This window comes from Streptomyces sp. NPDC045287 (genome assembly GCF_056432325.1).
Genome location: NZ_JBWKJG010000002.1, coordinates 483,065 through 505,213 on the forward strand (window position 1 = coordinate 483,065; position 22,149 = coordinate 505,213).

Below are 22,149 nucleotides of genomic sequence, written 5' to 3' on the forward strand. Positions count from 1 at the left end.
CGGATGGAGAGCCGCTCGCGGGCGCCCTCACGCGTGCAGCCGGTCGTGGACCTCCCGCGCTTCGGCGGCCCTCCGGGCCACGGCCAGCGGCTGCTCCCGCGCGAGCGCGCGGAACAGGGCCACGGCCTCGGTGGAGTCGGCGCGGGCCGCGGCGGAGGGCCCGTCCGCCGCCAGCCGGGAGCGCGCGGAGGCGGCGAGGGCGTTCGCCAGCACTTCACGATGGGCGTGCGGGTCCTGGGAGGTGAGGAGGCGCGCGCGTCGGACCGCGTCGTCCGCGGCCTCCACGGCTTCCCGCGCGCGTCCGGTCACGGCGAACCCCCGCGCCTGCTCCGCGAGGGAGTCGGCCAGCGCGGAGGCCAGGAAGGGGAGGGCGTCGACGTGGCGGCGCAGGACGTCCACGGCGCGCCCGTTCGCCACGACCCCTTCCGCCTCCCTGCCCGGTACCGTCACCGCGTACGTTCCGAAAGCGGTCAGCGCCCCGGCGAGCAGCAGCTCCGCCGAGGGGTCCTCCGGCAGGGCCTCGCAGAAGCCGACGACCTCGGCGAGCAGGGACAGGGCCGCCCCGGCACGGGCGGTGTCCGAGGCCGCCGCCTCGGACCGCAGCAGGGCGCGGTGCAGCAGGGCGTTGCCCGCCGCGAAGTCGGCGGGCGGCGGTTCGACACCGGTACGGGCGACCGTGACCGCCTCTTCGACGGCTGACAGCGCCCCCGGCAGGTCACCGGCGCGCCACAGCAGGCCGGCCTGCCGCACGAGCGCGCCGGAGAGGTCGGCCCGAAGGCCCGGGGGGTCCGACGCGTGGTGCGCGCGGAGCGCGGCGAGGGCGTCCTGCGCGGGGGCCAGGGCGTCCGGCCAGCGGCCGCGTGCCTCCAGCAGTTCGGCGTGGAGGGCATCGGCGCGGGCCAGGGCGAGCCGGGTGGTGTCGTCGCCCCGGCGCAGGTGGTCGGCGCGCCGGTGCGCGCGCGCCTCGTCGGCGGCCGCCGACGCCTCCGCCGTGCGGCCGAGCAGCCACAGTTGCCGCGCGTACGCTTCGAGGGCCTCGGCCTGCTCGGCCCGGTGGCGGTCGGGGTCCCGCCGGACCCAGCGGTCCTTGATGTCCAGCGCCTCGCGCGAGCGCCGGACCGACTCCTCCCGCTCCCCGGAGAACCACAGCAGGGCGGCGGTGCCCGACAGGACGGCCCACAGGTCGGTCTCGTAGCGGGAGGGCGCCTCGACGCTGAGCGTGCGCAACCGGGCCAGGGCCTCCTCGCCCGCGTGGCGCGCCCCCTCGAAGTCCCCCAGGTCGCTGTGGCACCGGAAGGCGGTCAGCCAGTTCCTGAGCATCGGCTCGGCGAAGGCCGCCGGGAGGTCCCCCTCCGCCGCGCCGTTGAGCTCCATGGCCTCCTGGACCGTCTCCAGGGCCTTGCGCGGGTCGCCGAGCAGGACGTAGGCGCCCGCCAGGTTGTTGAGGCAGGTGGCGAGGTCCGGGAGGTGGGCGCCCGGCGCGGTCCTGAACAGGTCCCGGAGGATCCCCACCGCCTCCCGCAGGCAGTCGGCCGCCCGTGCCGTGTCCCGCCCTCCGTCCTCGGACTTCAGCGTGCCCGCGAGAGTGGTGAGGGACATGGCCAGGTGGCCGCGGAAGCCGCCCGGTTCGCGCTCGGCGAGCTCGCGGTACCCGTGGACGCTCTGCTGCGCGACGCGGTGCGCCCGGCGGCGGTAGCCGTTGGCCTGGCGCTTCAGCGCCAGGGTGTTGAGGGCGAGCGCCAGGCCGGGGGTGTGGACGTGCGGCTGCTCGTCGGCCAGTTCGCGGTAGAGCCGTACCGACTCCTCGGCGGCGTCGAGCGCTTCGGCGCGGTGTCCGAGGTTGTCGAGGTCGATGGCCAGGCTGTTGAGGGCGGAGGCGAGGTCGGCCAGGTAGGCCCGGGGGCGTGCCTTGGCCAGGCGGCGGCGGATGGTGACGGACTCGCGGATCTTCTCCAGGGCCTCGCGGGGGAGTCCGGCCAGTTGCGCCGCGGAGGAGGCGGTGGCGAGGACCAGGGCGAGTCCCGGCAGGTGGGCGTCGGGGGCGTCGGCGGCGAGCTGCCGCTGCATCTCGACCGCCCTGCGGACCGCCGCCAGGGCGACGTCGCGGCGGCCGGAGCCCATCGCGACGATGGCCCGGTTGTTCAGGTGGTTCACCAGGAGGGGGGTGTGGGCCGTCGGGTCGTCGCGCCAGACGGCCTCGCAGAGCTCCCCGCTCTCCTCGCACACGCGCCACGCGGTGTCGTGGTCGCCGAGGGCGCCCGCGGCCAGCATCAGCGTGTCCAGGGCCTTCACCAGGTCCACGCGGCTCGCGGGGTCGTCGGGGCGGAGCGCGGCGCGCAGCAGGTCCGCGCCCTCCACCGCGGCCTGGTACGCCTCCCGCCGGCGTTCCGCGGCGGTGAGGAAGATGGACGCGTTGACGCGGCAGGCTCCCCGTTCGGCCCGGTGGCGCGGGTGGTCCGCCGGGATCTCCCGCCACAGGCCGTGGGCCTCCTCCACCGCCCTGAGGCTCTCCTCCCGCTCGCCCATGGACGACAGGCGTTTGGACAGCTCCCGCAGGGCGACGGCGAGTCCGGGGCGGGCCGCCGGGTCGGCGGCGGCCCGCAGCCGGTGGACGTCGACGATGCGCCGGTGCAGGCGGAGCGCCCAGGGGGCCAGCAGATGGGTGCTGGGCGGTACGGCGGCGGCCAGCTCCTCGAGTTCGCCGAGTTCCGCGCCGGGGCGGTCGACGAGGGCCCGCAGCACGGACAGCAGGGGCGCCGGCTCCTCCAGCCGGGGGGCCAGGGCGACGGCCGCCGGGCCGAGCACCGCCGGGTGGCGCAGGCACCAGTCGGTCAGCTCCCCGGTGCCGGGGCCGGCGTGCCGTACGGACGCCCGGGTGACCAGGGTGAGGAACCGGGTGGCCTGGGCGGGGGTCGCGGTCGGCAGCAGGGCGTCGACCAGGTCCGGGTGGTCGCGGAAGCGCTCGCCCACCAGCCGTTCGGCGAGCCGGTCGGGGCGCAGGTGCCCGACGGCGTCACCGTCGGTGGGCAGCGCGGTCCTGATCCAGGCGTGCACGGCACGGGCACCGGCGGCCGTGCCGTCGCCGAGCACCCGGCCGAGGACGGCCGCGGTCTCGTGCCGCCCGTGCGGGCCCAGGGCCACGACGGCGGCCACCGCGTCCTCCAGCACGCCCCACAGCAGGGGAGGGCAGAGCCGGTGGGCCCTGGCGGTGCCGAGCCAGTGCGCCCGCTCGTGCTCCAGGAGCCGCTTCTCGACGGCCGAGGCGTCACCCGTGGTGGCCGCGACGCCCTGTGCCGCGTCCAGGAGGTGCACCAGGGCGGTCATGTGCAGGGTCAGCGGGGAGCCGGAAGCGCTGTGGGGGGCGGGCCGCGGGATGCGTTTGGCGAGCTTCTTCCACCGGCGCTTCCCGGAGCCGGGGAGGGCCGCCAGCCCGGCGGCCAGGGCCCGGGCGGCGGCGAGGTGGTCGTCGGGGCCGGCCGGCGGCAGCTCCGGGAGCTCACGGACCAGCGCGGTCGACAGCACCGATCCGCGGTGCAGCGAGTCCCCGGCGACCTCCTCGAGCCATCCGCCGGCCGAGCGGGCGAGGAGGACCGCCTTGACCGGTGCCTCGCGGTACCGCGAGGCGAATTCCAGGACGGAACGCGTCTCCTCGACGCGGCCGTCCGCGCCGTCGACCACCACCATCAGCGGCAGCCCGGGCGCACGGGTGCGGGCGTCCATCCGCTCACCGGGCCGCAGCCACAGGAAGGACCACTTCGCCCCGAGGCGGCGGGAGAGTTCCACCACGAGCCGTGTCTTGCCCCGGCCGCCGGGGGCGTGGACCACCGCCACCTCGCCGTCGGCCCGTTCCGCCCACGCGGCGAGCGCGCTCAGCTCCTCCTCCCGGCCGTGGAAGGGCACGATCGCCCGGCCCGGATGCAGCAGCTCCACCGCCGACCGGGGGGCGTGCCGCGTCCCGGCGTGGTGGTCGGGGTCGGCGAGAGCCGCGTACTCGACGGGCTGGGGGACATGGGGGCCGGGCGCCCCGTACCGCTCGAGCGCGGCGAGGAACGTGCCGTCGCGCAGGAGGGTGACGGCGCGTTCCGCCTCCAGCCGCGCGGGAACGCGGTCGGGCACGTCCCTGACGACGACGCCCACCACGAAGTCGCCGCACAGCACGGCCGCTCCCGACATCCCCCGCCAGGACGAGTCGTCGGGCCCCCGGTCGCGGAAGGTGGTGCAGTCCAGTACGTACATGCCGCCGACCAGACCGCTGAGCGGGCTGATCTTCCCTTCGGCCTGCTCCGACTCCCGGCAGCGCTCCTCGGAGTGCGGGAAGCCGGTGGCCCGCCACAGGACGGATTCGCCGTCCCCGACGATCCGGCCCCACAGCGTCCGGCCGGGCGGGGCGGGCTCCCAATCCTCCGCGGAGACGCGCACCAGCGCGGCGTCCGTACCGGACCGGTCGTTCCCGGTGGGGTCCTCCGGCGTCCCCCGCCACACGACGTGTCCCGGGTGGTCGGTGAACTCCCCGGCGCGGGAGACCGCGACGGGCGAGCCGACGGCGGCCACGGCGTGCGCCGCCGTCAGGACCAGGCGCGGGGCGATCTCGTAGCCGGCGGCCCATCCGCCCGCCGCCGCCACCCGTACGACGCGGTTACCGCTCATCGGCCGTCCGTGCTCCCGGGCCGCTCCCGCCGGGGCGGGAGGACCGCCCCGTCACCGGGCCCGCCGGGCACGGACCTCGTCCTCCGGTGCCTCGCCGCCGGGCAGGTCCCGGTCCTGCGCGGAGATCCTCACCGGACCGCCGCCGCGGCGCGGTGTGAGCGTCACCATGATCCGATGGCTGCGGCCGCGTGCCGCGGCGCCCTCGGCGTCCGCGGTGACGACCCACGCGCGGAAGCCTGCCTTGGCCCGGGCCTCCTGGCGGAGCTCGACGAGGAACTCCATCTCGATCGGGCCGACGTCGAAGGTGACCTCCCGGCCCTCGCCGCGCCGCACGGCCTCCATGAGGTCGTCGCGCAACGCGGCGACGGCGTCCCCGAGTCCAATGTCCATACAGTCCCCCCACGGTTTCCGCGCGGCTCCGGAACCTCGCCGTGCGCGCCCTCCGCCAGGTGTCCTGCCGGAGGGAACAGACTGTAGCCAAGCGGCAGTTGCCCTGTCCGGCGGATCGGGAAGGCCGGGCCGCCGGACCCGTTCCACCGGACGGGGAGCGCGTCGGGCGCGGGGCACCGGGGGCCGCACCGGGGCCGCGGCTCCCCGGCGGGCGGCGCGGGCACCGGACGCCGACCGGCCCGTACGAGGACGGGGTCGCCGGGCACGGCGCGGGCCCGGCGGCGGGCGCGGTGCCCCGCGGGCGACGGTGGTCCGGTCCGTGCCGGTGAACACCGTTCGTTCGGTGATCTCACCGCGCGTGGGCGACCGGGCGCGCGCCGGGGCGCGGCTCCTGGTTGGGGAAGAGTCCGACCTCGCGGGCCCGCACGCGGAGCGGACCGGCGCCCGCCGGCTCTCGGAACTTTCGCCGTCCACTCCTTGAGCCGGGGGAACGGCCCGACGTCCCCCCGGCGGCGACCGGCGCAGGTCGACGCGGGTACGCCGGGGACGCCGGGAGCGAAGTCGACGAGGTCCGCCCGGTCGGCCGGCGGTCCCTCCGCGGGGCGGCGGTGTTCGCGGACCCTGTCGCCTCTGTCGACCGCGGCGGCCGGCGGGGCGATCCCGGTCGGCTTCGCCTCGAACCGGTCGGCGAAGCGCGTCACGCGGAGCGAGCGGTCGGGCAAGGGGACGAGGTCCGTCCTGACCACCGGCGACGGCCAGAGCCCGTCGAGGCCGTGCGGTCGGTAGAGGGCGACGGCCGGCCGCACCAGGTTGTGGTGGGAGGACGTGCGGCCCGCTCCGGTGAGGGCCGCGTCGCAGCACCGGCACTGCTCGCCGTCGTGGCACTCCGGTCGGTGCGGCAGGACGACCACGTCCGCGCCGGCCCCCGTGAGGCGCGGGCGCCTGCCGGGACGGGTGGCGAACGGCACTCCGGAGGGGACGACGCCCCTGGACGGGTACAGGGGGTCGAACCCGGCCGGTGGGGCGAAGGGTTCGAGTCCCTCGTCCTGGCCGGCCGTCGCGGAACCGCTCGGGCCCGTCGGTCCGGGCCCGCCCCCTGCCCAGCGGCACAGTCCGCCGTCGGCCCGTTCGACGGCGAGCGCCCCCCGGGCGGTCCACCGGCGGGACACCGGGCGAGGGCGCCCCGCCGGGGCGGGGACGCGGGGCCGGGCGTGTGGCGGTGCCCGGCCGGCGCCGGCGTACGCCGAACACCCCATGTGGGTGACAGGGGTACGGACGTGGACGTTCGGGGTGAAGGGTACGGATGTCGACGCAGACCCCGCCATCCCGCGGAGCGGGACCCCCGGAAGGAGCCTCCGTGCGAAAGAGCCTGTCCGCGCGCCGGCGCGCCGCCGCCCTCCTGCCGCTCGTCGTGATGAGCCTGGGGGCGTGGACGCACGCGCCCGTCCGGCCGCCCAACCCCGTGCACCTGCGGGCGGTGTTCCTCGGCGACGCGTACACCGCCGGGTACGGCATCGCGCCCGTCGACGGCAACGCCCTGCTGTGCGTACGGGCGACGGACAACGTGCCGGCCGTCATGGTGGACCAGTTGGCCGATCAGGCGGTGGAGGTGCAGGTGCAGGCCGACGTGTCCTGCGCGGGGGCGCGCCTCAACCACGTGTGGGAGCCGCAGGACCTGGGCGGCGGGCTCACGGCCGAACCGCAGAAGAGGGCGCTGCGCAAGGACACCCAGCTCGTCGTCGGAAGCCTGGGGGCCGACACGGTGGGACTCGGCCCGATCCTGAAGCAGTGCTCGGCGCGGCTGCGCGGGAACGAGGGGGCGCTGATGCCCGCCACGGCGGTGGACACGGCGTCACCCGCGGCGGACTGCCGCGCCTTCTTCGAAAAGGGCGCGGGGGCCACCTGGTTGAAGGAGCGGTTCGCCGTGGCCGCGACCGACCTCGACAAGCTGTTCTCGGAGATCCGCAGCGAGTCCCCGGACGCGAGGGCCGTGCTCGTCGGCTACCCGAGGCTCGTCCCGGAGGACACGACCACGTGCCGGGCGGCCGTACCGGGGGGTACGGAGAAGCCGCTCGCCGACGTCCCCGAGAACGCGCTGTCCTTCCTCGACAAGAAGGTCCAGGTCCCGCTGAACGACCTCATGAAGGCCAAGGCCGCCGCGAACGGGGCCCACTTCGTCGACCTCTACGCCCACACCGAGCCCCTCACCGCCTGCGCCGGCCTGGAACGCGGCATCGGCGCCCTGTTGGAGCCGTCGGCGGTGACGCTGCTCCACCAGCCCCTGCCGTGGTTCCTGCACCCGAACGAGACGGGCCGCGACACGTACGGGGACGTGGCCGCCAAGGACATCGCGAAGCTGTACGTGAAGTGAGGCCGTACGCGAAGGAAGGCCCGGCTCGGCGGCGTACGCGCACGACGGCCCCGGGTGCCGCCGAGCCGGACCGTGCCGGACGGTCCCTCCCGAAGGCGTCCGGGCCCGGGGCCACCGGTCACGGGGCCGTCCCCGTACGCCCGCTCAGGAGCTCAGGAGCTCAGGAGCGCGCGGGCGATGGCGGCCTGCGGCCCGTCGAGCGAGGTGGCGCCGTCCTTGATGTGCCAGAGCGCGTTCTGGAGGACGCGGGCGAGGGTCCAGGCGGTGGCCCGCCGGCGGTCGAGGCCGAGCACCTCGGTCATCAGGTGGAAGCGGCGGCGCACGGCCGCGGAGACGTCCCCGGTGCGGATGACGTCGTCCCAGCGGTTGTACAGGGCGGGCAGGAGCTCGAAGCAGGGGTCGCCGGCGAGGGGCTTGGGGTCGATGGCGACCCAGCCGGCCCGTCCGCGCGTCGGCGACCCGGGCAGCGGGGCGAGGACGTTGGCGTAGTGGAGGTCCCAGTGCAGGAGGCGGTCGCCGGGCTCGTCCAGCACCTCCCGCGTCGCGGCGGCGCAGGTGGCGAGGAGGCGCCGCTCGTCCGGGTCGGTCAGGCGGTCCGCGCCGCGGGGGAGCCGGTCGAGCAGGGCGCGCGCGAGGTCGGCCAGCCGCGGCAGGCCCTGCGGGGCCGGGGTCGCGACCAGGTGGGCGAGGAGCTCCGACAGGTCCCGCAGGGCCCGGATGTCGTCCGGGACCGTCTCCAGCGACCGGGAGGCGTCGAGGCGCTCCAGGAGCATGGTCCCCGTACCGGGGTCGTGGTCCAGCAGGTCGACGGCGTGGCGGTTGCCCCAGGCGCGCAGGGCGAGGGGCTCGCCGCGGGTCTCCTCGTCCACGGGCTGGAGCTTGAGGACGGCGGGCGTCCCGTCCGGCCGCAGGACCGGGAGGACCAGGGCGACGACCCCGTGCGCGGCGGGGCCGTCGGGCCGCAGGTCCCAGTGGTCCAGGAACCGCTCGGCCAGCCCGGGCAGCGCGCCGATCCACCTCCGCCAGGCGTCCCCGGGCAGCGACGCGGCCAGCGCGGCGGGGACCCGGACCCGGTCGTGTGCCCGGCCGGCGGTCACCGCGCCCCCACCGGTCCCGGCCGCTCGCGCTCTCCGGCCGGTCGCGTCCTCGCGGCGCCGGGGGGCGCGGGCGCCGGGACGGCGGCGCCGTCGTACGGTCGCTGATCGCGCATCCCGCGATTCTCGCCGCCGCTCCGCCACCGGACAATCGGATATTCTTCCGGGCCTCCCGTCGCCGGTCGGTGCCAGCCGCTCCGGGGCCGGTCCCCTTCGGCGCGCCCGTGCCGTGTCTAGGCGCCGCCCGGCTTCAGTCCGCGCAGCCGGGAGTCCAGCTCGCGCCGGTAGAAGTCGATGAAGCCGTCCGGGTCGGGCCCCGCGTTCTGCATGACCAGCCGGTCGAACCCGGCGTCGACGTACCCCTGCGCCATCTCCACGTACCGTTCCGGGTCGTTGCCGCAGGCGAAGGCGCTCAGGATGTCCTCCTCGCGGACGGTGGTCGTGGCGGCGTCGAAGTTCACCGGGTTGGGGAGCTCGCTCATCACCTTCCAGCCGGTCACCGCCCACCGCGACGTCTCCAGCGCCGCCCGCACGGCGGTCTTCTCGTCGGGGGCCCAGGCCATGGGCACCTCCGCGTAGCGGGGCCCGTCGCCCCCGGCGTCCCGGTACCCCTGGACGATCTCCGGCTTGGCCTCGGTGGCGAACAGCGCGTCTCCCAGCTCGGCCGCCACCCGCGTCGAGTCGGGTCCGCTCGCCGCCACGGCGAGGAGCGGCGGCGACGGCGGCAGGTCGAAGACGCGGGCGTCCTCCAGCCGCAGGTGCTTCCCCTCGTACGAGCGGTACCCGCCGCTCCACAGCAGCCGGATGATCTCCAGGGCCTCGCGGAGCATCTCGTGGCGCGTGGCGACCGCCGGGTAGCCCTCGCCGACGATGTGCTCGTTCAGCCGCTCGCCCGAGCCGACGCCGAGCACGAACCGCCCCTCCGACAGCAGTGCCAGCGTCGCCGCGGCCTGCGCGATGACCGCCGGGTGGTACCGCATCGTCGGGCACGTCACCCCGGTGGCCAGGCCGATCCGGCTCGTCTTCGCCGCGATCGTGCCGAGTACGGTCCAGGCGAACGGGGAGTGCCCCTGGTTGTCCAGCCACGGATGGAAGTGGTCGCTGATCTCGACGAAGTCGAACCCGGCCTCCTCGGCCAGGACAGCCTGCCTCACCAGCTCGCCCGGTGCGAACGCCTCCGCCGCGAGCTTGTACCCGATCTCCATACGACACCCCTGAGCGTGGATCCGTGCGGTCCGCGCAGAGGTACCCCGCGAGCCGGACCCCTAACAGTCCCCGCCCCCCGAACGGGGTACCCCGCGCCGCCTCCCGCTCCGGCCGGTCCGGTGCGCGCGTGCATGATCCGGGGCGAGCGGGTACCCGCTCACCGGTGCCGAGCGCGGCGCGTGCCCCTCGCGCCACCGCCACGAGACCAAGGAGTGACTGATGAGCAAGGTGAAGGAGACCGTCGAGGTCGAGGTGCCGGTCCGCACCGCGTACAACCAGTGGACCCAGTTCGAGGAGTTCCCGAACTTCATGGAGGGCGTCGAAGAGGTCAGGCAGGTCGACGACCGGCACAACCACTGGACGACGAAGATCGGCGGCGTCCGCCGCGAGTTCGACACCGAGATCATCGACCAGCTCCCCGACGAGCGCATCGCCTGGCGGACGGTGAGCGGCGACACCCAGCAGAAGGGCGTCGTCAGCTTCCAGCGCGTCGACGAGACGCACACGCGCGTGGAGCTGGTGATGGACGTCGAACCGACCGGCCTCGCCGAGAAGGCCGCCGACCTGACCGGCACGATCGACCGCCGCGTCAAGGGCGACATGCGCCGGTTCAAGGAGTACATCGAGACGCGGGGCGGCGAGTCCGGCGCCTGGCGCGGTCGCGTCAGGCCGGGCGACGCCTGACCGGCGGCCGGGGCACCGGCCACCAGGCGGAAGGGACCGCGTACCGCGCGGTCCCTTCCGCCGTCGGGGCCCTTTCCCCAGCCTCTTCGAGGTCCCCTCCGCCGCCCTCGGGGCATAGGTACGTTGACATAGCTATCTCATAAGACCTATTCTTGGGGAATGCCCGATCCCCGCGCGTCCGCTCCGGACACCGACCGCCTGGCCTCCGTGCTGGCGGAGTGCCTTCCGGAGCTGAACCGCGCCCTGGAGCGCCGGATCGCCCAGGACATCCGGCACCCCAAGCCGGCCGAGGGGCAGCTCGCGCTGCTCCGCTTCGTCATGCGCCACGAGGGCGCCACGGTGCGCGAGGCGGCCGACGCCCTCCTCATGCGGCCGAACAACGTCAGCGCCCTCGTCTCCCAGCTCACCGAGGCCGGTCTGCTGGAGCGGCGGCGCGACGCGGCCGACAAGCGGATCGCGCACCTCCACCCGACGCCCCGGGCCCGGCGCGAGCTGGCGGAGGTCCAACGCCTCCGCAACGCGCACGTCGCCCGCGCGCTGCAGTTCCTCACCGACGGGGAGATGGACGCCCTCGGCTCCGCCGTGGGCGCGCTCACGTCGCTGACGCACCACCTCCACCCCGCGGCCGAGTAGTCCCGCCGCCTCCACCGGAGGTTCCCGACCGCACGCACGGACGCCCCTCCGCCTCCGTGCGCGCGGCGCTTGCCCCTGCGCGCCGCCGTGCCGCCTCCCGTGCCGCCGTGCCGCGCGCCCGTGCCGCCGACGGTCCGCCGCGGCGCGCCGTCCATCCGTACCGCCACGTTCCGAGGACTCCGCATCCCCATGTCCGCAACACCCGTAGCCGCTTCCGCCCCGCCCGCCGCGTCCCCAGGGGCCGCCGGCGCCACGGGGCGGCGCGCCAACCCCTGGCTGACCCTGCTCGCCGTCGCCTTCGGCCTGTTCATGGTCCAGCTCGACGGGGCCGTCGTCGCCATCGCCAACCCCGAGATCGGCCGCACCCTCCACGCGTCCACCGCGGACCTCCAGTGGGTCACCAACGCCTACCTCCTGGCCCTCGCGGCGACCCTGATCCTCGGCGGCAAGCTCGGCGACCGCTTCGGCCGGCGCACGTACTACGTCGTCGGCATCGTCGGCTTCACCCTCGCCTCGGTGGCCATCGGCCTGGCCGGCTCGATCGAGGGCGTGATCGCCTTCCGCGCCGCGCAGGGCTTCTTCGGCGGCCTCCTCATGCCCAACACGCTCGGTCTGCTGCGGGCGGTCTTCCCGCCCCGGAAGTTCGGCATGGCCGTGGGCATCTGGGCCATGGTCTCGGCCGTGTCGACCGCGCTCGGCCCCATCGTCGGCGGCCTCCTCGTCGAACACGTCTCGTGGGAGTCGGTCTTCTTCGTCAACGCGCCCATCGGCGTGATCGCGCTGCTCGTCAGCGCCGCCGTCCTCCCCGAGAGCAAGAACCCCGGCGGGCGCCACCGCTTCGACGTGCCCGGCGTCGTCCTGCTCGCCCTCGGACTGCTCTCCGCCGTCTTCGGCGTCGTCAAGGGCGAGACCTGGGGATGGACCTCGCCCGGCACCCTGGGCGCCGTCGCCGCCGGCGTCCTGCTCCTCGTGGTCTTCGGCTGGTACGAGACGCGCGTCGAGCACCCGCTGCTGCCGATGCGGCTGTTTTGCAACCGCGCGCTGACCGTCGGAACGGTCGTCACCGCGCTGAACTTCTTCGTCCTGCTCGGCGTGATCTTCTTCGTGATGCTCTACCTGCAGAACGTCCGCGGCTACTCGCCCGTCGAGGCCGGAGTGCGCACGCTGCCGCTGAGCCTCGCCTCGCTCGTCGCCTCCCCGCTCGGGGCGATGCTGACGGGCCGCTTCGGGCCCCGGCTCACCATGCCGCTGGGCATGCTGCTCCAGGCCGCCGCCACGTTCGGCATGCTCACCTGGGACACGGCCTCCTCGTACGCCACGATGTGGCCGCCGTTCGTCGCGCTCGGCCTCGGCGTCGGCATGGTCCTGTCCGCGTCGTCCGACGCCATCGTGGGCCAGGCGCCCGTCAGGGACAGCGGCGTGGCGGGCGGGCTCCAGGCGACCGCCCTGCAGGTCGGCGGCGCGCTCGGCACGTCGGTCCTCGTGTCGCTCATCAGCAGCCGGGTCGGTTCCACGCTCACCGGGGAGCTGACGCGCGCCGGGGTTCCGGCGGAGCTCGCCGGGCGGCTGGAGGAGGCGAAGGACGCCGTGGCGATGGGCGTGTCGCCCGTCTCCGCCGGCATGCCGGCCCAGGTGAGGGCCGCGGTCGTGGAGGGGAGCGGCCAGGCGTTCATGGGCGGCGTGCACACCGCGGTGATCGTCACCGGCGTGCTGTGCCTCGTCGGCGCCGCCGTCGCGGCGGCCGGACTGCGGCCCCGTACCGGTGCCGCGGAGGGCTGACGGAGGACTGGGGGCGCCCGCGCGGTCGCGGCGGGCGCCCCCGTGGCGTACCCGGGGGTCGCGGAGCGGTCGCGCGGCGCCCTTCCGGTGCCGCGGCGCCGGCCGGCCCGCCACGGCGCCGCCGCTTCACGACGGGCCGAACACCCGACACCGCGTGTTCGCGGCGCGGTCCGGCCCCCTTCGGCGGGGTGTAACCCGGCGGCTTCCGCGCCGCCCGACGATCTTGCGGATGCACACCCCCGACACGGAGGAGACGTACGTGACCGTCCGCCGATCCGCCCTTCCGGCCACCGCCGCGCTGCTGCTGTGCACGGCCCTGGCCAGTTCGGTCGTACCCGCCCACGCGGCGACCGCCGCGGAGTCGCTGCCCGCCGTCACCGCCCGGGCCGAGACGGCCCCCCTCCACGACGACGACCAGGGCGGGAACGCCGACGCCGACGACCCCGCGATCTGGCGCAACGCCGCCGCCCCGGACCGCAGCCTCGTCATCGCCACCGCCAAGGAGGGCGGGCTGCGCGTCTACGACCTCGACGCCCGCCAGGTCCAGTCGCTCCCCGCGCCGCCGCCGGCCGGCCCCGACGACGCCCCCGGCCGCTTCAACAACGTCGACCTCGTGCACGGCACGGCCCTGGCCGGCGCCCGCTCCGACCTCGCCGTCGTCAGTGACCGCGGCCACGACCGCCTCCGCGTCTACCGCATCGACCGCGACAACCCGGCCGGTCCGCTCACCGACGTCACCGACCCGCAGGCCGCCCCGATCTTCTCCACCGACCAGGAGGAGATCAACGAGCAGGACACCGCCTACGGCCTCGCCACCTGGACCGACCCGACCACCCGCCGCTCCTACGCGCTGGTCAGCCGCAACAACCGCACCACGGTCGCCCTGCTGGAGCTGGTCGCCCGCACCAACGGCACGGTCGGCTACCGCAAGGTCCGCACGCTGGACCTGCCCGCCACGTTCCGCCTCCCCGACGGCACCTCCTGGTCCCCGTGCGGCGAGCCCGGTGAACTCCCGCAGGTCGAGGGCATGGTCGTCGACCCCGCGAACGGCACCCTGTACGCCGGCCAGGAGGACGTCGGCATCTGGCGGGTGCGCGCCGACCTCACCGGCACGCCCGTGCTGATCGACAAGGTCCGCGAGTACGGCGTCCCGGCGGCGTACGACGAGGAGAGCGACGAGTGCTCGCCCACCGCCCCCGACCCGGGTCACGGCGGTGAGCACCTCGCGGCCGACGTGGAGGGCCTGACCCTGCTGACGGAGGCGGACGGCGACGGCTACGTCCTCGCCTCCAGCCAGGGCGACGACACCTTCGCCCTGTACGACCGCGAACTGGCCGACGATAACGAGTACGAGGCCGGCTTCCGCGTCGCCGCCTCCTCCGTCCTCGACGGCGCCGAGGAGTGCGACGGCGCCGCCGTGCTGAACGCCCCGCTCGGCCGCAAGTACCCCAACGGCCTGCTCGTCGTCCAGGACGGCGACGACACCCCCTCCGTCGACGACCGCGACGCCACCGGCTTCAAGTTCGTCGACCTCGCGCAGGTCATGGACGTCGTCGACGACTGACCCCGCACCCGGTCCGCCCGGTCCGCGCCGGCTCGCGCCCCGGCGCGGACCGGGCGCGTACCCGTGGCACCGACCATGAGAAGATCCGTGCGCCAAGCGCCGCCGCTCACATGGAAGGTGACGATGTACGCGATGCCCCTGGGGGACGACGGCGCCGAACTGGCCCCGCTCGAACCCCCGCAGGCCGAGGAGTTCCTCGCCCACATCGACCGGGGCCGGGAGTTCATCGGCCGGTTCAACGCCCTCCCCGACGTCGTGACCGACCTGGAGTCGAGCAGGGCGTTCCTCCAGGCGTACGCGGAGAAGGCCGCGTCCGACACGGGGCGGATCCACGGCATCCGGGCGGACGGCACCCTCGTCGGCGCCGTCGTCCTGCGCCGGATGGACCTCCGGCAGGGCACCGCCGAGGCGGGCTGCTGGCTGGAGCCGGCGGCGACCGGCAGGGGACTGGTGACCCGCGCCGCCCGCGCGGTCATCGACTGGGCCGTCGAGGAGCGGGGCGTCCACCGCGTGGAGTGGTGGGTCTCCTCCGGCAACGCGCCCAGCATCGCCGTCGCCCGGCGCCTCGGGATGACGAGGGAGGCCGTGCTCAGGGAGAGCCACCCGTACCGGGGCGAGCGGCACGACGAGGAGGTCTGGGCCGTCCTCGCCCCCGAGTGGCGCGCCGCCCGCGCGGCCCGGCGAACCCCCTGAACGCCCCGGTACGACCCCCGTACGACTGTGTGAGCCACATCACCCCGTGCGGTGGGGCGGGGCCGATGAGTTTACCGGGGCACGGCGGTCTCCCTTGCCGTAACCCCGTGGTGAGCAAAGGAAAGAGTCACATGCGCATCGTGATCAGCGAGTTCGTCAGCCTCGACGGCGTGGTGCAGGCCCCGGGCGGCCCCGAGGAGGACACCGACGGCGGCTTCGCCCACGGCGGCTGGTCGCACCCGTTCTTCGACCCGGAGGTCGTGGGCGGCGCGTTCGACGACGCGCTGGGGAAGGCCGACGCGCTGCTGCTCGGACGTCGTACGTGGCGGGCGATGGCCGGTGCCTGGCCGGAGCGGGCGGGCGACCCGTTCGCCGACCGGATGAACTCCCTCCGCAAGTACGTCGTGACCCGGACCCTCGGCGACTCCGACCTGACGTGGGAGAACACCACGCGCGTCCCGGGCGACGAGGCCGTCGCCCGCGTCCGCGAGCTCCGCGGGACCGAGGGCGGCGACCTGCTCGTCATGGGCAGCCCCACCCTCGTCCGCACCCTGCTGGACGAGGACCTGGTCGACGAACTCCGGCTGATGATCATGCCGGTGATCCTCGGCGGCGGGAAGTCCCTCTTCCCCGGCAACGGCCGGATGCGCAGGCTGGAGCTGGTCTCCACGACCACCAGCGGCACCGGCGTGCACGTGTGCACCTACCGTCCCGCCGCCGGGGCGTAGGCCGACGGGCCGCGGCACCGGCGGGGCGGTGCCGCGCCGCACCGAACCCCGGTGCGCCCTTCTGCTTGCGGGGGAAGGCCGTCGCACGGCATCGTCCCCTCCGAAGCCGCAGAACCGTCCTGCACCCCGAGGAGGGCCCGTGCCCGTCGCCGCCCCGCAGCACCGTCTCGCCCTGCTCGGAGGGGGCTTCTCCATCGACGACGACGGGGTGCTGGACGACTGGGTCCTCGGCCACGCCCGCACCCCGCGGCCCAAGGTGTGCTTCCTGCCGACGGCGAGCGGCGACGCCGCCGTCTACGTCGACAAGTTCCTCGCCGCCTTCGGCGACCGCCCCGACCTCGTCCCGTCCGTGCTGCCGCTGTTCCGCAGGGAACTCGACGACGACGCCCTGCGCGCGTTCCTCCTGTCGCAGGACGTCGTCTACGTGGGCGGCGGCAACACCGCGAACCTCCTGGCGGTGTGGCGCGTCCACGGCGTGGACCGGCTGCTGCGCGAGGCGTACGACCGGGGGACGCTGCTCTGCGGGATCAGCGCGGGCGCCAACTGCTGGGCGGAGGGTTCCCACACCGACTCCTTCGGACCCCTCACCCACCTGCCGGACGGCCTTAGCCTGCTGCCCGGTTCCGTCTGCCCGCACTACGACACCGAACCCGGCCGCCGCCCCTCCTACCGGGCGGCCGTGGCCGCCGGGAACCTGCCGGGCGGATGGGCGGTGGAGGACGGCGCCGCGGCCCTCTTCACGGGAGGGGAGCTGACGGAGGCGGTGACCCGCGCCCCGGAGGCGGGCCTGTACCGGGTCGACCCGGACGGCCGCGGGGGACTGACCGAACGGCGGGTCCCGTGCCGCCTCCTGGAGCCGTCCCGGCGGTGACGCGAACGGCACCGCACCGGCCCCGCCGGCCGGCGCGACGCACGCCGCGCCCGACCGGACCACCCGGGCCGCCCCCCCGTGACGGCCCGCGTCGCCCGCGCGGCGGGTCGCGCCACCCGGTGGGAGAATGCGGCCCCGTGAAGAGAGAACCCGGCCCCCTGACCCTGAGCGAGGACGACCGGCGGGTCGTGGCCGTCTGGGCGGCCGACTGCGCCGAGCGGACCCTGCCCCTGTTCGAAGCGCGCGCCCCGCACGACACCCGGCCCCGGGACGCCGTCGACGGCGCCCGGGCCTTCGCGCGCGGAGAACTGCGCGTCGGACGGCTCCGCGCCCTCGCGGCCGCCGCGCACGCCGCCGCCCGGGAGGTGGGCGAACCCGCCGCGGAGGCGGCCGCGCGGGCCGCCGGGCACGCGGCGGCCGTCGCGCACATGGCGTCCCACGCGCGGGGCGTCGCGTACGCCGCGAAGGCCGCCGGGCTGGCCGCGCCCGACGACCCGGACGCGACCGCCGACGAGGCCCGCCGGCAGCGCGAGCGCACCACCCCGGACGTGCGGCGCGTACTGCGCCGCCTGCCGCCCGCGCAGGAGGGCGGCGGCCTGCTCGGCGCCCTCGTCCGCGACCTCCACGCCCACGCCGCGGCCACCCCGTGACGGCCCGGGCGCCGGGCGCGCCGTCCGGTCGGGCCGGGGCGCCGTCGGAGCCGGGTGGTACGGGGCGGCCGGGTCCTGTGCGGCGCGGCCCCGTCCGGCGGCGCGGGCGAGGCGCCGCACGCCGGTGCCCGCCGCGTCGGGGCGGACACCGGTCGGCTCGGCGGCCTCCACGACCAACCGGGCGGCCCCGGCCCGCCGTGTCCGTCCGCCCTGCCCCTTCCACCCCGTCCGCCCCGTACGCCGCGCCCCGTCCGCCGCGTGCCGCGGGTGCCGCCCCGCCGGGCGGGCGGCACCCGCGGCCGGGGGTCAGCGGACCGTCAGCCGCTTGGGTGCCGAGCCCTGCCCGAGGACACCGAACAGCTTCTTGATGTCCTGCGGCGAGAGCTTGACGCACCCGGCGGACTTGTAGTCCTTCACCCCGTCCCACCGCTGCCCCTCGGCCTGCCCCTGGCCGCCGTCGCGCGTCATCTCGCTGTGGATGAACAGCTCCGTGCGGGGGGTCCTGCCGTCCTTGCACGTCTTGTCGCTCAGCGGGATCGCGTAGCCCTTGATGACCCGGCCGTTGTACCGGGTGGTGCGCGCCCCGACGGAGTACGTGCCCGCCGGCAGCCACCCCTTCGAGCGGGCGCACTCGTCCCGGCCCTGCGGGTGGCTCGCGCCGAGGCCCGAGCCCGCGCGGAAGACGGCCACCGTCCGGCCGTCCCGCACCACGGACAGGCGCGAGTTCGTCGGGTCGCCGGAGTTCCGCGCGAAGGTCAGGGTGGTGGTGGCCGCCGCGGCCTCGCCGGGCCGCGCGGGGACGGCCAGCCCGTCCGGTGCGGTGACGACGGCCCCGGCCAGCAGGCCGGCGACGCCGACGCCGATCGCGGCGGACCGGAAACCGAGGTAGGACATCACGGACATGGGTGGTCACTCCTTCGAGGGTTCTCTACGAGCCGTGCCCCCGACCGGGGGACGGCCTCCCGCACGGGGACGGTCCCGTGGAAACCGCGGGGACCGGGCGGTGCGGGCCGCCGGGAACCCACGATGGGGCTCCCGGCGGGCCCCGGGAAGCGGCACCGGCGGTGTCCCCGATGCGGAATCATGCATGCACCCATGCACGGCTGTGACGTGCGCTCATGCACGCTGGTGAAGCTCGGGAGGGCACATGGCGGAGGCGCCGCCGAACGGGACGGCGGACGGGGCGGGCCGGGAGCTGTCGGCGCTGCTGCGGACGTGGTGGGAGGACTCCGCGCGCACAGGACGGCGGAAACCGACCCAGGCGTCGCTCGCCCGGCAGGTCGGCGTCACCCAGACGACCCTGTCGCGGTACCTCAACCCCGCCCATCCGCTGGCGGCGCCCCCCGACGCCGTACGGACGCTCCACGCCGTTCTCGGCGCCCCGCCGGACGGCCTGGAGGCCGCTCTCCTGCTCGCCCGGAGCGCCCGCGCCGTCCAGCGACCCGCCGGGGACCCCGACCCGCGGCCAGGCGGCCTGACCGGCCCGCGACCGGACCGGCACGCCGCCGAACCCGGTCCGCGCACGGCGCCGCCGAGACGCGGCACCGTCCGGCGCGCCCTCCTCGTCGCCGCGGTGACGGGGGCCGTCCTCATCGCCGGCTGGACGGCGAGCCGCGCGGCCCTGGACCCGGGCACCGGCCACGGGGTCCGTCCGGCGGCCGCGCCGCCCCGCCCGGAGGCCCCCCGCTGGCCGCTGATCCGCAAGGGAGAGACGTCCTCCCTCACCTGGACCGTCCAGCGCCTGCTCAGGGCACACGGACACACCCTGCGCGCGGACGGCGTCTTCGGCCCGGAGACCCACGCGCAGGTCGTCGCCTTCCAGGAGCGCAACGGCCTCCAGCCGGACGGGAAGGTCGGACGCCACACCTGGCGGATGCTGGTCCTGCCCGCCGCCCCGGGGGACCGGGGCCCACAGGTGGAGGCGGTCCAGGACCTCCTGCACCGGGCCGGGCACCCCGCCGACATCACCGGCGCCTACACCGCCGCCACGCGGCAGATGGTGCGGGACTTCCAGCGCCGGCACGGCCTGCCCGCCACCGGCGCGGTCGACGAGGAGACCTGGCGGTCCCTCACCACGGCACCGCCCGCCTGACGCGGCCGTGTCCCGCCCCGCGCCACCGGCGGCCGGCGGCGGGCGGCGGGCGGGGGACCGGGGGCGGGGCACGGAAGGGCGGTACGGGCGCGGGCGGGCGTCGTCCGGCCCCCGCCGATCGCCGTCGAGCTCCCGCGCGGGAAGCGCGGGTCCCGTGCCCCGTACGAGGACGCCGGAGCGGTCGCCGCCGTTCAGAGCGCCGGAACCGGCCCGCCCCGGCGCGGCTCCGCGTACCGGCGGGACGCCTCCGGGTGCGCGAGGAATGATCTTGAAGCTAGGATCACCCCACGTTCTTGGAACGCCCATGACACGCGAAGGGTCTCCACATGCGCATTTCCCCGTCCCGGGCGCCCCGCGCCCGGCGCACCGCACTGGGCGCCGCCGGGGCCGTCGCGGCCCTGCTGCTCGCCGCCACCCCCGCCACGGCCGAGGACGCCGTGGCCGACGCCCCGGAGTGGACCGTCGCCCAGGGCGCGGACCAGGGCGAGGCCACCACCGGCACCCAGACCCCGATGGCGTCCTCCTCCCTGCCGCCGGACAGCTGGTGCGTCGCCACGTACGGCTCCAAGGTCTGCTTCCAGCACGACGGCGACGTCATCTGGGTCCTGGACACCGCGTCCGACGGCATGTCCGCGATCGGCGGCGTCTACACCGACTACGGCCGGGCCCCCGAGGCGTGCCGCAACAAGTCCGGCTACAACCGCTGGGTGAAGTGCGACAAGGACTACGCCGAGTCCGGCAACGTCCGCCTGCGCGCCCTGCGCTACGACGGCGACACCGGCAAGTACTACCAGCCGGAGGCGTACTCGCGCTGGCTCCCGGTCGACGGGAGCTGACGGCCCGCCCGTCCCGCCCGGCCGCCGCTCAGTCGGCCGGGCGGAGGTGGAGGTCGAGACCGCTCGTCCCCGGCGCCTCCGCGCCCGGCAGCAGCCTCATGTCGCGGTCGTAGTCACCTCCGGCGAGCGCCCGGAACGCGACGGGTTCGTCCGTGAACAGCGCGTCGAGCCGCCGCGCGTACGCCTGGCGCGCCGCCGCGAAGGCATCCTCCGGCAGGTCGTTCGCCCCGTACACGGCGAACGGCTCCAACGGCTCCATGCCCGTGAACCAGAACACGCCGTGCTGGATCGGGTGGAGGACGTCCGCGAGCCGCCCGTGGACGCCCCGGTCGGAGAACGCCGTCCCGCGCGCGCCCGCCGTCACCGACAGCAGCGCGCGGCGCCCCGCCAGGGCGGCTCCGCCGCCGTAGGGCGGAGGGACCTCGGGGCCGTACGCGAACCCGCAGCTGAAGACCCGGTCGATCCAACCCTTCAGGATCGCGGGCATCGAGAACCACCAGAGGGGGAACTGCAGGACCACCGCGTCCGACCAGCGGACCTTCTCCTGCTCGGCAGCCACGTCCGGCGTCAGCCGCCCCGCGAGCGTGGCCCGCTGCGAGGCGCCCATCACGTCCAGCCTCCCGCCCGCGGGATGTTCGGGGAAGTCGTCGGCGTCCACCGTCGCCTTCCACTTCATGGCGTACAGATCGGAGACCCGCACCTCGTGCCCCGCCGCCCGCAGGTGGTCGACCGCGAAGGCGGTCAGGGCGGCGGTGAGCGAACGGGGCTCGGGGTGGGCGGTGACGACGAGGATCTTCTTGCGCTGCCGCGCGGTGGTTTCGGTCATGCCCCCACGCTCTCCCGTCCGCGGTCCGGCAGCCAGGACCCTGTACGACCGAGGGAACGCCGATCCTGGTACCCGCGGTACCACGCATACTTGTCCCCATGAAGATCGCGGACCGGACGCAGCGCACGGACGGCGCCGACGACGGCATCCCCTCGGAGGACGGCATCCCCTCCGGCGCCGTCCCCTCCGGCGCCGTCGCCTCCGGCGGCGGGGCCGGAGGGATCGGCGACCCGCGGCGGGCGCTGGGCGGGTTCCTCCGGGCCCGCCGGGCCCGCGTCGCCCCCGAACACGTCGGCCTGGCCGGCGGAGGCCGCCGTCGGGTGCGCGGGCTGCGCCGGGAGGAGCTGGCCCAGCTCGCCGGGATCAGCGTGGACTACTACGTACGCCTCGAACAGGGCCGGGCCACCCAGCCGTCCCCCGAGGTCCTCGACTCGCTCGCCAGGGCCCTGCGCCTCGACGCGGCGGAGCGCAGGCACCTCGCCACCCTCGCCGCCGACCGGCGCGGCCCCGCACCCGCCACCCGGGTCGGCCCCGTGCTGCGGCGGCTCCTGGACGCGGTGGAGGGACTGCCCGCCTTCGTGACCGATCCCCGCCTCGACGTGGTCGCCTGGAACGGCCTCGGCGCCGAACTGATCGGCGGTCTGGCCGACCCCGGTCGCCGCGACCGGAACAACGGCCGGTACCTCTTCCTCGATCCCGCGTCGAGGGACGTCTTCCCCGACTGGGAGGAGCGGGCGGCGGAGGCCGTGGGCCAGTTGCGGGTCTCCACCGGCCGCTACCCGGAGGACGGGCGGCTGGCCGCGCTCATCACGGAACTCTCCTCGTACAGCGCCGACTTCCGGCGGATCTGGGCCTCCGGCGAGGTCATGATGTGCGGCGCCGGACGCAAGCGGCTGCGGCACCCCGTGGCCGGCACGCTCACCCTCGACTACGAGACGCTGCACGTGCCGGCCGCGCCCGGCGAGACCGGACTCGTCGTGCACGTGTTCAGCGCCGAGGAGGGCGGACCCGACGCCGCCGCCCTCGCCCGGCTCGCGACGGCCGTGCGCGAGGCGCCCGGCCCGCGCCGCGCCGGGTGAGGGCGG

General features: G+C 76.0%; 18 protein-coding genes. 12 read left to right on the top strand and 6 right to left on the bottom strand.

Going from position 1 to position 22,149, the window contains the following annotated elements:
* Nucleotides 1-27: 27 nt before the first annotated feature.
* Both AC07D6_RS05270 and AC07D6_RS05275 read right to left on the bottom strand, forming a co-directional pair.
* On the bottom strand, nucleotides 28-4,647 hold the full coding sequence (locus tag AC07D6_RS05270; RefSeq protein WP_479042122.1) for a tetratricopeptide repeat protein: 4,620 nt from the start codon (nucleotides 4,645-4,647) through the stop codon (nucleotides 28-30).
* Nucleotides 4,648-4,698: 51 nt separating this feature from the next.
* Complete coding sequence (locus tag AC07D6_RS05275) at nucleotides 4,699-5,037, bottom strand: trypco2 family protein (protein ID WP_315877886.1); 339 nt, start codon at nucleotides 5,035-5,037, stop codon at nucleotides 4,699-4,701.
* Nucleotides 5,038-6,394: 1,357 nt separating this feature from the next.
* Here AC07D6_RS05275 and AC07D6_RS05280 point away from each other — a divergent pair.
* Nucleotides 6,395-7,408 (top strand): SGNH/GDSL hydrolase family protein, encoded by a 1,014-nt coding sequence (locus tag AC07D6_RS05280; RefSeq protein WP_315877883.1) that lies wholly within the window; start codon nucleotides 6,395-6,397, stop codon nucleotides 7,406-7,408.
* 152 nt (nucleotides 7,409-7,560) lie between these two features.
* Here the strand turns inward: AC07D6_RS05280 and AC07D6_RS05285 are convergent, their stop codons facing one another.
* Both AC07D6_RS05285 and AC07D6_RS05290 read right to left on the bottom strand, forming a co-directional pair.
* Nucleotides 7,561-8,505: an aminoglycoside phosphotransferase family protein gene (locus tag AC07D6_RS05285; RefSeq protein WP_479042125.1), complete on the bottom strand. Its 945-nt coding sequence runs from the start codon at nucleotides 8,503-8,505 to the stop codon at nucleotides 7,561-7,563.
* A gap of 230 nt (nucleotides 8,506-8,735) precedes the next feature.
* Nucleotides 8,736-9,707, bottom strand: a complete 972-nt coding sequence (locus tag AC07D6_RS05290; RefSeq protein WP_315877882.1) for a TIGR03557 family F420-dependent LLM class oxidoreductase — start codon at nucleotides 9,705-9,707, stop codon at nucleotides 8,736-8,738.
* Nucleotides 9,708-9,927: 220 nt separating this feature from the next.
* On the opposite strand from AC07D6_RS05290, the gene AC07D6_RS05295 reads away from it, so the two are divergent.
* From AC07D6_RS05295 to AC07D6_RS05330, 8 genes are all read left to right on the top strand, one after another.
* Nucleotides 9,928-10,392, top strand: a complete 465-nt coding sequence (locus AC07D6_RS05295) for an SRPBCC family protein (protein WP_315877881.1) — start codon at nucleotides 9,928-9,930, stop codon at nucleotides 10,390-10,392.
* A 159-nt stretch (nucleotides 10,393-10,551) separates the two neighbouring features.
* On the top strand, nucleotides 10,552-11,025 hold the full coding sequence (locus AC07D6_RS05300; protein ID WP_479042129.1) for a MarR family winged helix-turn-helix transcriptional regulator: 474 nt from the start codon (nucleotides 10,552-10,554) through the stop codon (nucleotides 11,023-11,025).
* A gap of 189 nt (nucleotides 11,026-11,214) precedes the next feature.
* Nucleotides 11,215-12,804: an MFS transporter gene (locus AC07D6_RS05305; RefSeq protein ID WP_479042131.1), complete on the top strand. Its 1,590-nt coding sequence runs from the start codon at nucleotides 11,215-11,217 to the stop codon at nucleotides 12,802-12,804.
* A 229-nt stretch (nucleotides 12,805-13,033) separates the two neighbouring features.
* Nucleotides 13,034-14,368: a phytase gene (locus tag AC07D6_RS05310; RefSeq protein WP_479042134.1), complete on the top strand. Its 1,335-nt coding sequence runs from the start codon at nucleotides 13,034-13,036 to the stop codon at nucleotides 14,366-14,368.
* A 123-nt stretch (nucleotides 14,369-14,491) separates the two neighbouring features.
* Complete coding sequence (locus AC07D6_RS05315; RefSeq protein ID WP_315877877.1) at nucleotides 14,492-15,061, top strand: GNAT family N-acetyltransferase; 570 nt, start codon at nucleotides 14,492-14,494, stop codon at nucleotides 15,059-15,061.
* Nucleotides 15,062-15,192: 131 nt separating this feature from the next.
* The gene (locus AC07D6_RS05320) at nucleotides 15,193-15,789 is read left to right on the top strand and encodes a dihydrofolate reductase family protein (protein ID WP_479042136.1); all 597 of its coding nucleotides are present in this window, start codon (nucleotides 15,193-15,195) and stop codon (nucleotides 15,787-15,789) included.
* A 139-nt stretch (nucleotides 15,790-15,928) separates the two neighbouring features.
* Nucleotides 15,929-16,660 (top strand): Type 1 glutamine amidotransferase-like domain-containing protein, encoded by a 732-nt coding sequence (locus AC07D6_RS05325; RefSeq protein WP_479042139.1) that lies wholly within the window; start codon nucleotides 15,929-15,931, stop codon nucleotides 16,658-16,660.
* A 137-nt stretch (nucleotides 16,661-16,797) separates the two neighbouring features.
* Entirely contained in the window at nucleotides 16,798-17,310 is a 513-nt protein-coding gene (locus tag AC07D6_RS05330; RefSeq protein ID WP_479042141.1) for a putative immunity protein, read from the top strand.
* Between the two features lie 306 nt (nucleotides 17,311-17,616).
* Here the strand turns inward: AC07D6_RS05330 and AC07D6_RS05335 are convergent, their stop codons facing one another.
* On the bottom strand, nucleotides 17,617-18,213 hold the full coding sequence (locus tag AC07D6_RS05335; RefSeq protein ID WP_479042143.1) for a L,D-transpeptidase family protein: 597 nt from the start codon (nucleotides 18,211-18,213) through the stop codon (nucleotides 17,617-17,619).
* 244 nt (nucleotides 18,214-18,457) lie between these two features.
* Between AC07D6_RS05335 and AC07D6_RS05340 the strand changes: the two genes are divergently transcribed.
* Nucleotides 18,458-19,402, top strand: a complete 945-nt coding sequence (locus tag AC07D6_RS05340; protein ID WP_479042145.1) for a peptidoglycan-binding protein — start codon at nucleotides 18,458-18,460, stop codon at nucleotides 19,400-19,402.
* 326 nt (nucleotides 19,403-19,728) lie between these two features.
* A complete protein-coding gene (locus AC07D6_RS05345) occupies nucleotides 19,729-20,238 on the top strand; it encodes a hypothetical protein (protein ID WP_315881675.1) in 510 nt (169 codons plus the stop codon).
* 28 nt (nucleotides 20,239-20,266) lie between these two features.
* Here AC07D6_RS05345 and AC07D6_RS05350 read toward each other — a convergent pair whose 3' ends face one another.
* Entirely contained in the window at nucleotides 20,267-21,064 is a 798-nt protein-coding gene (locus AC07D6_RS05350; protein ID WP_479042147.1) for an NAD(P)H-dependent oxidoreductase, read from the bottom strand.
* 98 nt (nucleotides 21,065-21,162) lie between these two features.
* Between AC07D6_RS05350 and AC07D6_RS05355 the strand changes: the two genes are divergently transcribed.
* The gene (locus AC07D6_RS05355) at nucleotides 21,163-22,143 is read left to right on the top strand and encodes a helix-turn-helix transcriptional regulator (RefSeq protein ID WP_479042149.1); all 981 of its coding nucleotides are present in this window, start codon (nucleotides 21,163-21,165) and stop codon (nucleotides 22,141-22,143) included.
* Nucleotides 22,144-22,149: the final 6 nt, after the last annotated feature.

Coding starts and splice junctions, on each gene's coding strand:
- AC07D6_RS05305 (WP_479042131.1), top strand. CDS start 11,215: ATGTCCGCAACACCCGTAGCCGCTTCCGCCCCGCCCGCCGCGTCCCCA.
- AC07D6_RS05315 (WP_315877877.1), top strand. CDS start 14,492: ATGTACGCGATGCCCCTGGGGGACGACGGCGCCGAACTGGCCCCGCTC.
- AC07D6_RS05275 (WP_315877886.1), bottom strand. CDS start 5,037: ATGGACATTGGACTCGGGGACGCCGTCGCCGCGTTGCGCGACGACCTC.
- AC07D6_RS05290 (WP_315877882.1), bottom strand. CDS start 9,707: ATGGAGATCGGGTACAAGCTCGCGGCGGAGGCGTTCGCACCGGGCGAG.
- AC07D6_RS05350 (WP_479042147.1), bottom strand. CDS start 21,064: ATGACCGAAACCACCGCGCGGCAGCGCAAGAAGATCCTCGTCGTCACC.
- AC07D6_RS05355 (WP_479042149.1), top strand. CDS start 21,163: ATGAAGATCGCGGACCGGACGCAGCGCACGGACGGCGCCGACGACGGC.
- AC07D6_RS05335 (WP_479042143.1), bottom strand. CDS start 18,213: ATGTCCGTGATGTCCTACCTCGGTTTCCGGTCCGCCGCGATCGGCGTC.
- AC07D6_RS05270 (WP_479042122.1), bottom strand. CDS start 4,647: ATGAGCGGTAACCGCGTCGTACGGGTGGCGGCGGCGGGCGGATGGGCC.
- AC07D6_RS05340 (WP_479042145.1), top strand. CDS start 18,458: ATGGCGGAGGCGCCGCCGAACGGGACGGCGGACGGGGCGGGCCGGGAG.
- AC07D6_RS05295 (WP_315877881.1), top strand. CDS start 9,928: ATGAGCAAGGTGAAGGAGACCGTCGAGGTCGAGGTGCCGGTCCGCACC.
- AC07D6_RS05345 (WP_315881675.1), top strand. CDS start 19,729: ATGCGCATTTCCCCGTCCCGGGCGCCCCGCGCCCGGCGCACCGCACTG.
- AC07D6_RS05320 (WP_479042136.1), top strand. CDS start 15,193: ATGCGCATCGTGATCAGCGAGTTCGTCAGCCTCGACGGCGTGGTGCAG.
- AC07D6_RS05310 (WP_479042134.1), top strand. CDS start 13,034: ATGCACACCCCCGACACGGAGGAGACGTACGTGACCGTCCGCCGATCC.
- AC07D6_RS05300 (WP_479042129.1), top strand. CDS start 10,552: ATGCCCGATCCCCGCGCGTCCGCTCCGGACACCGACCGCCTGGCCTCC.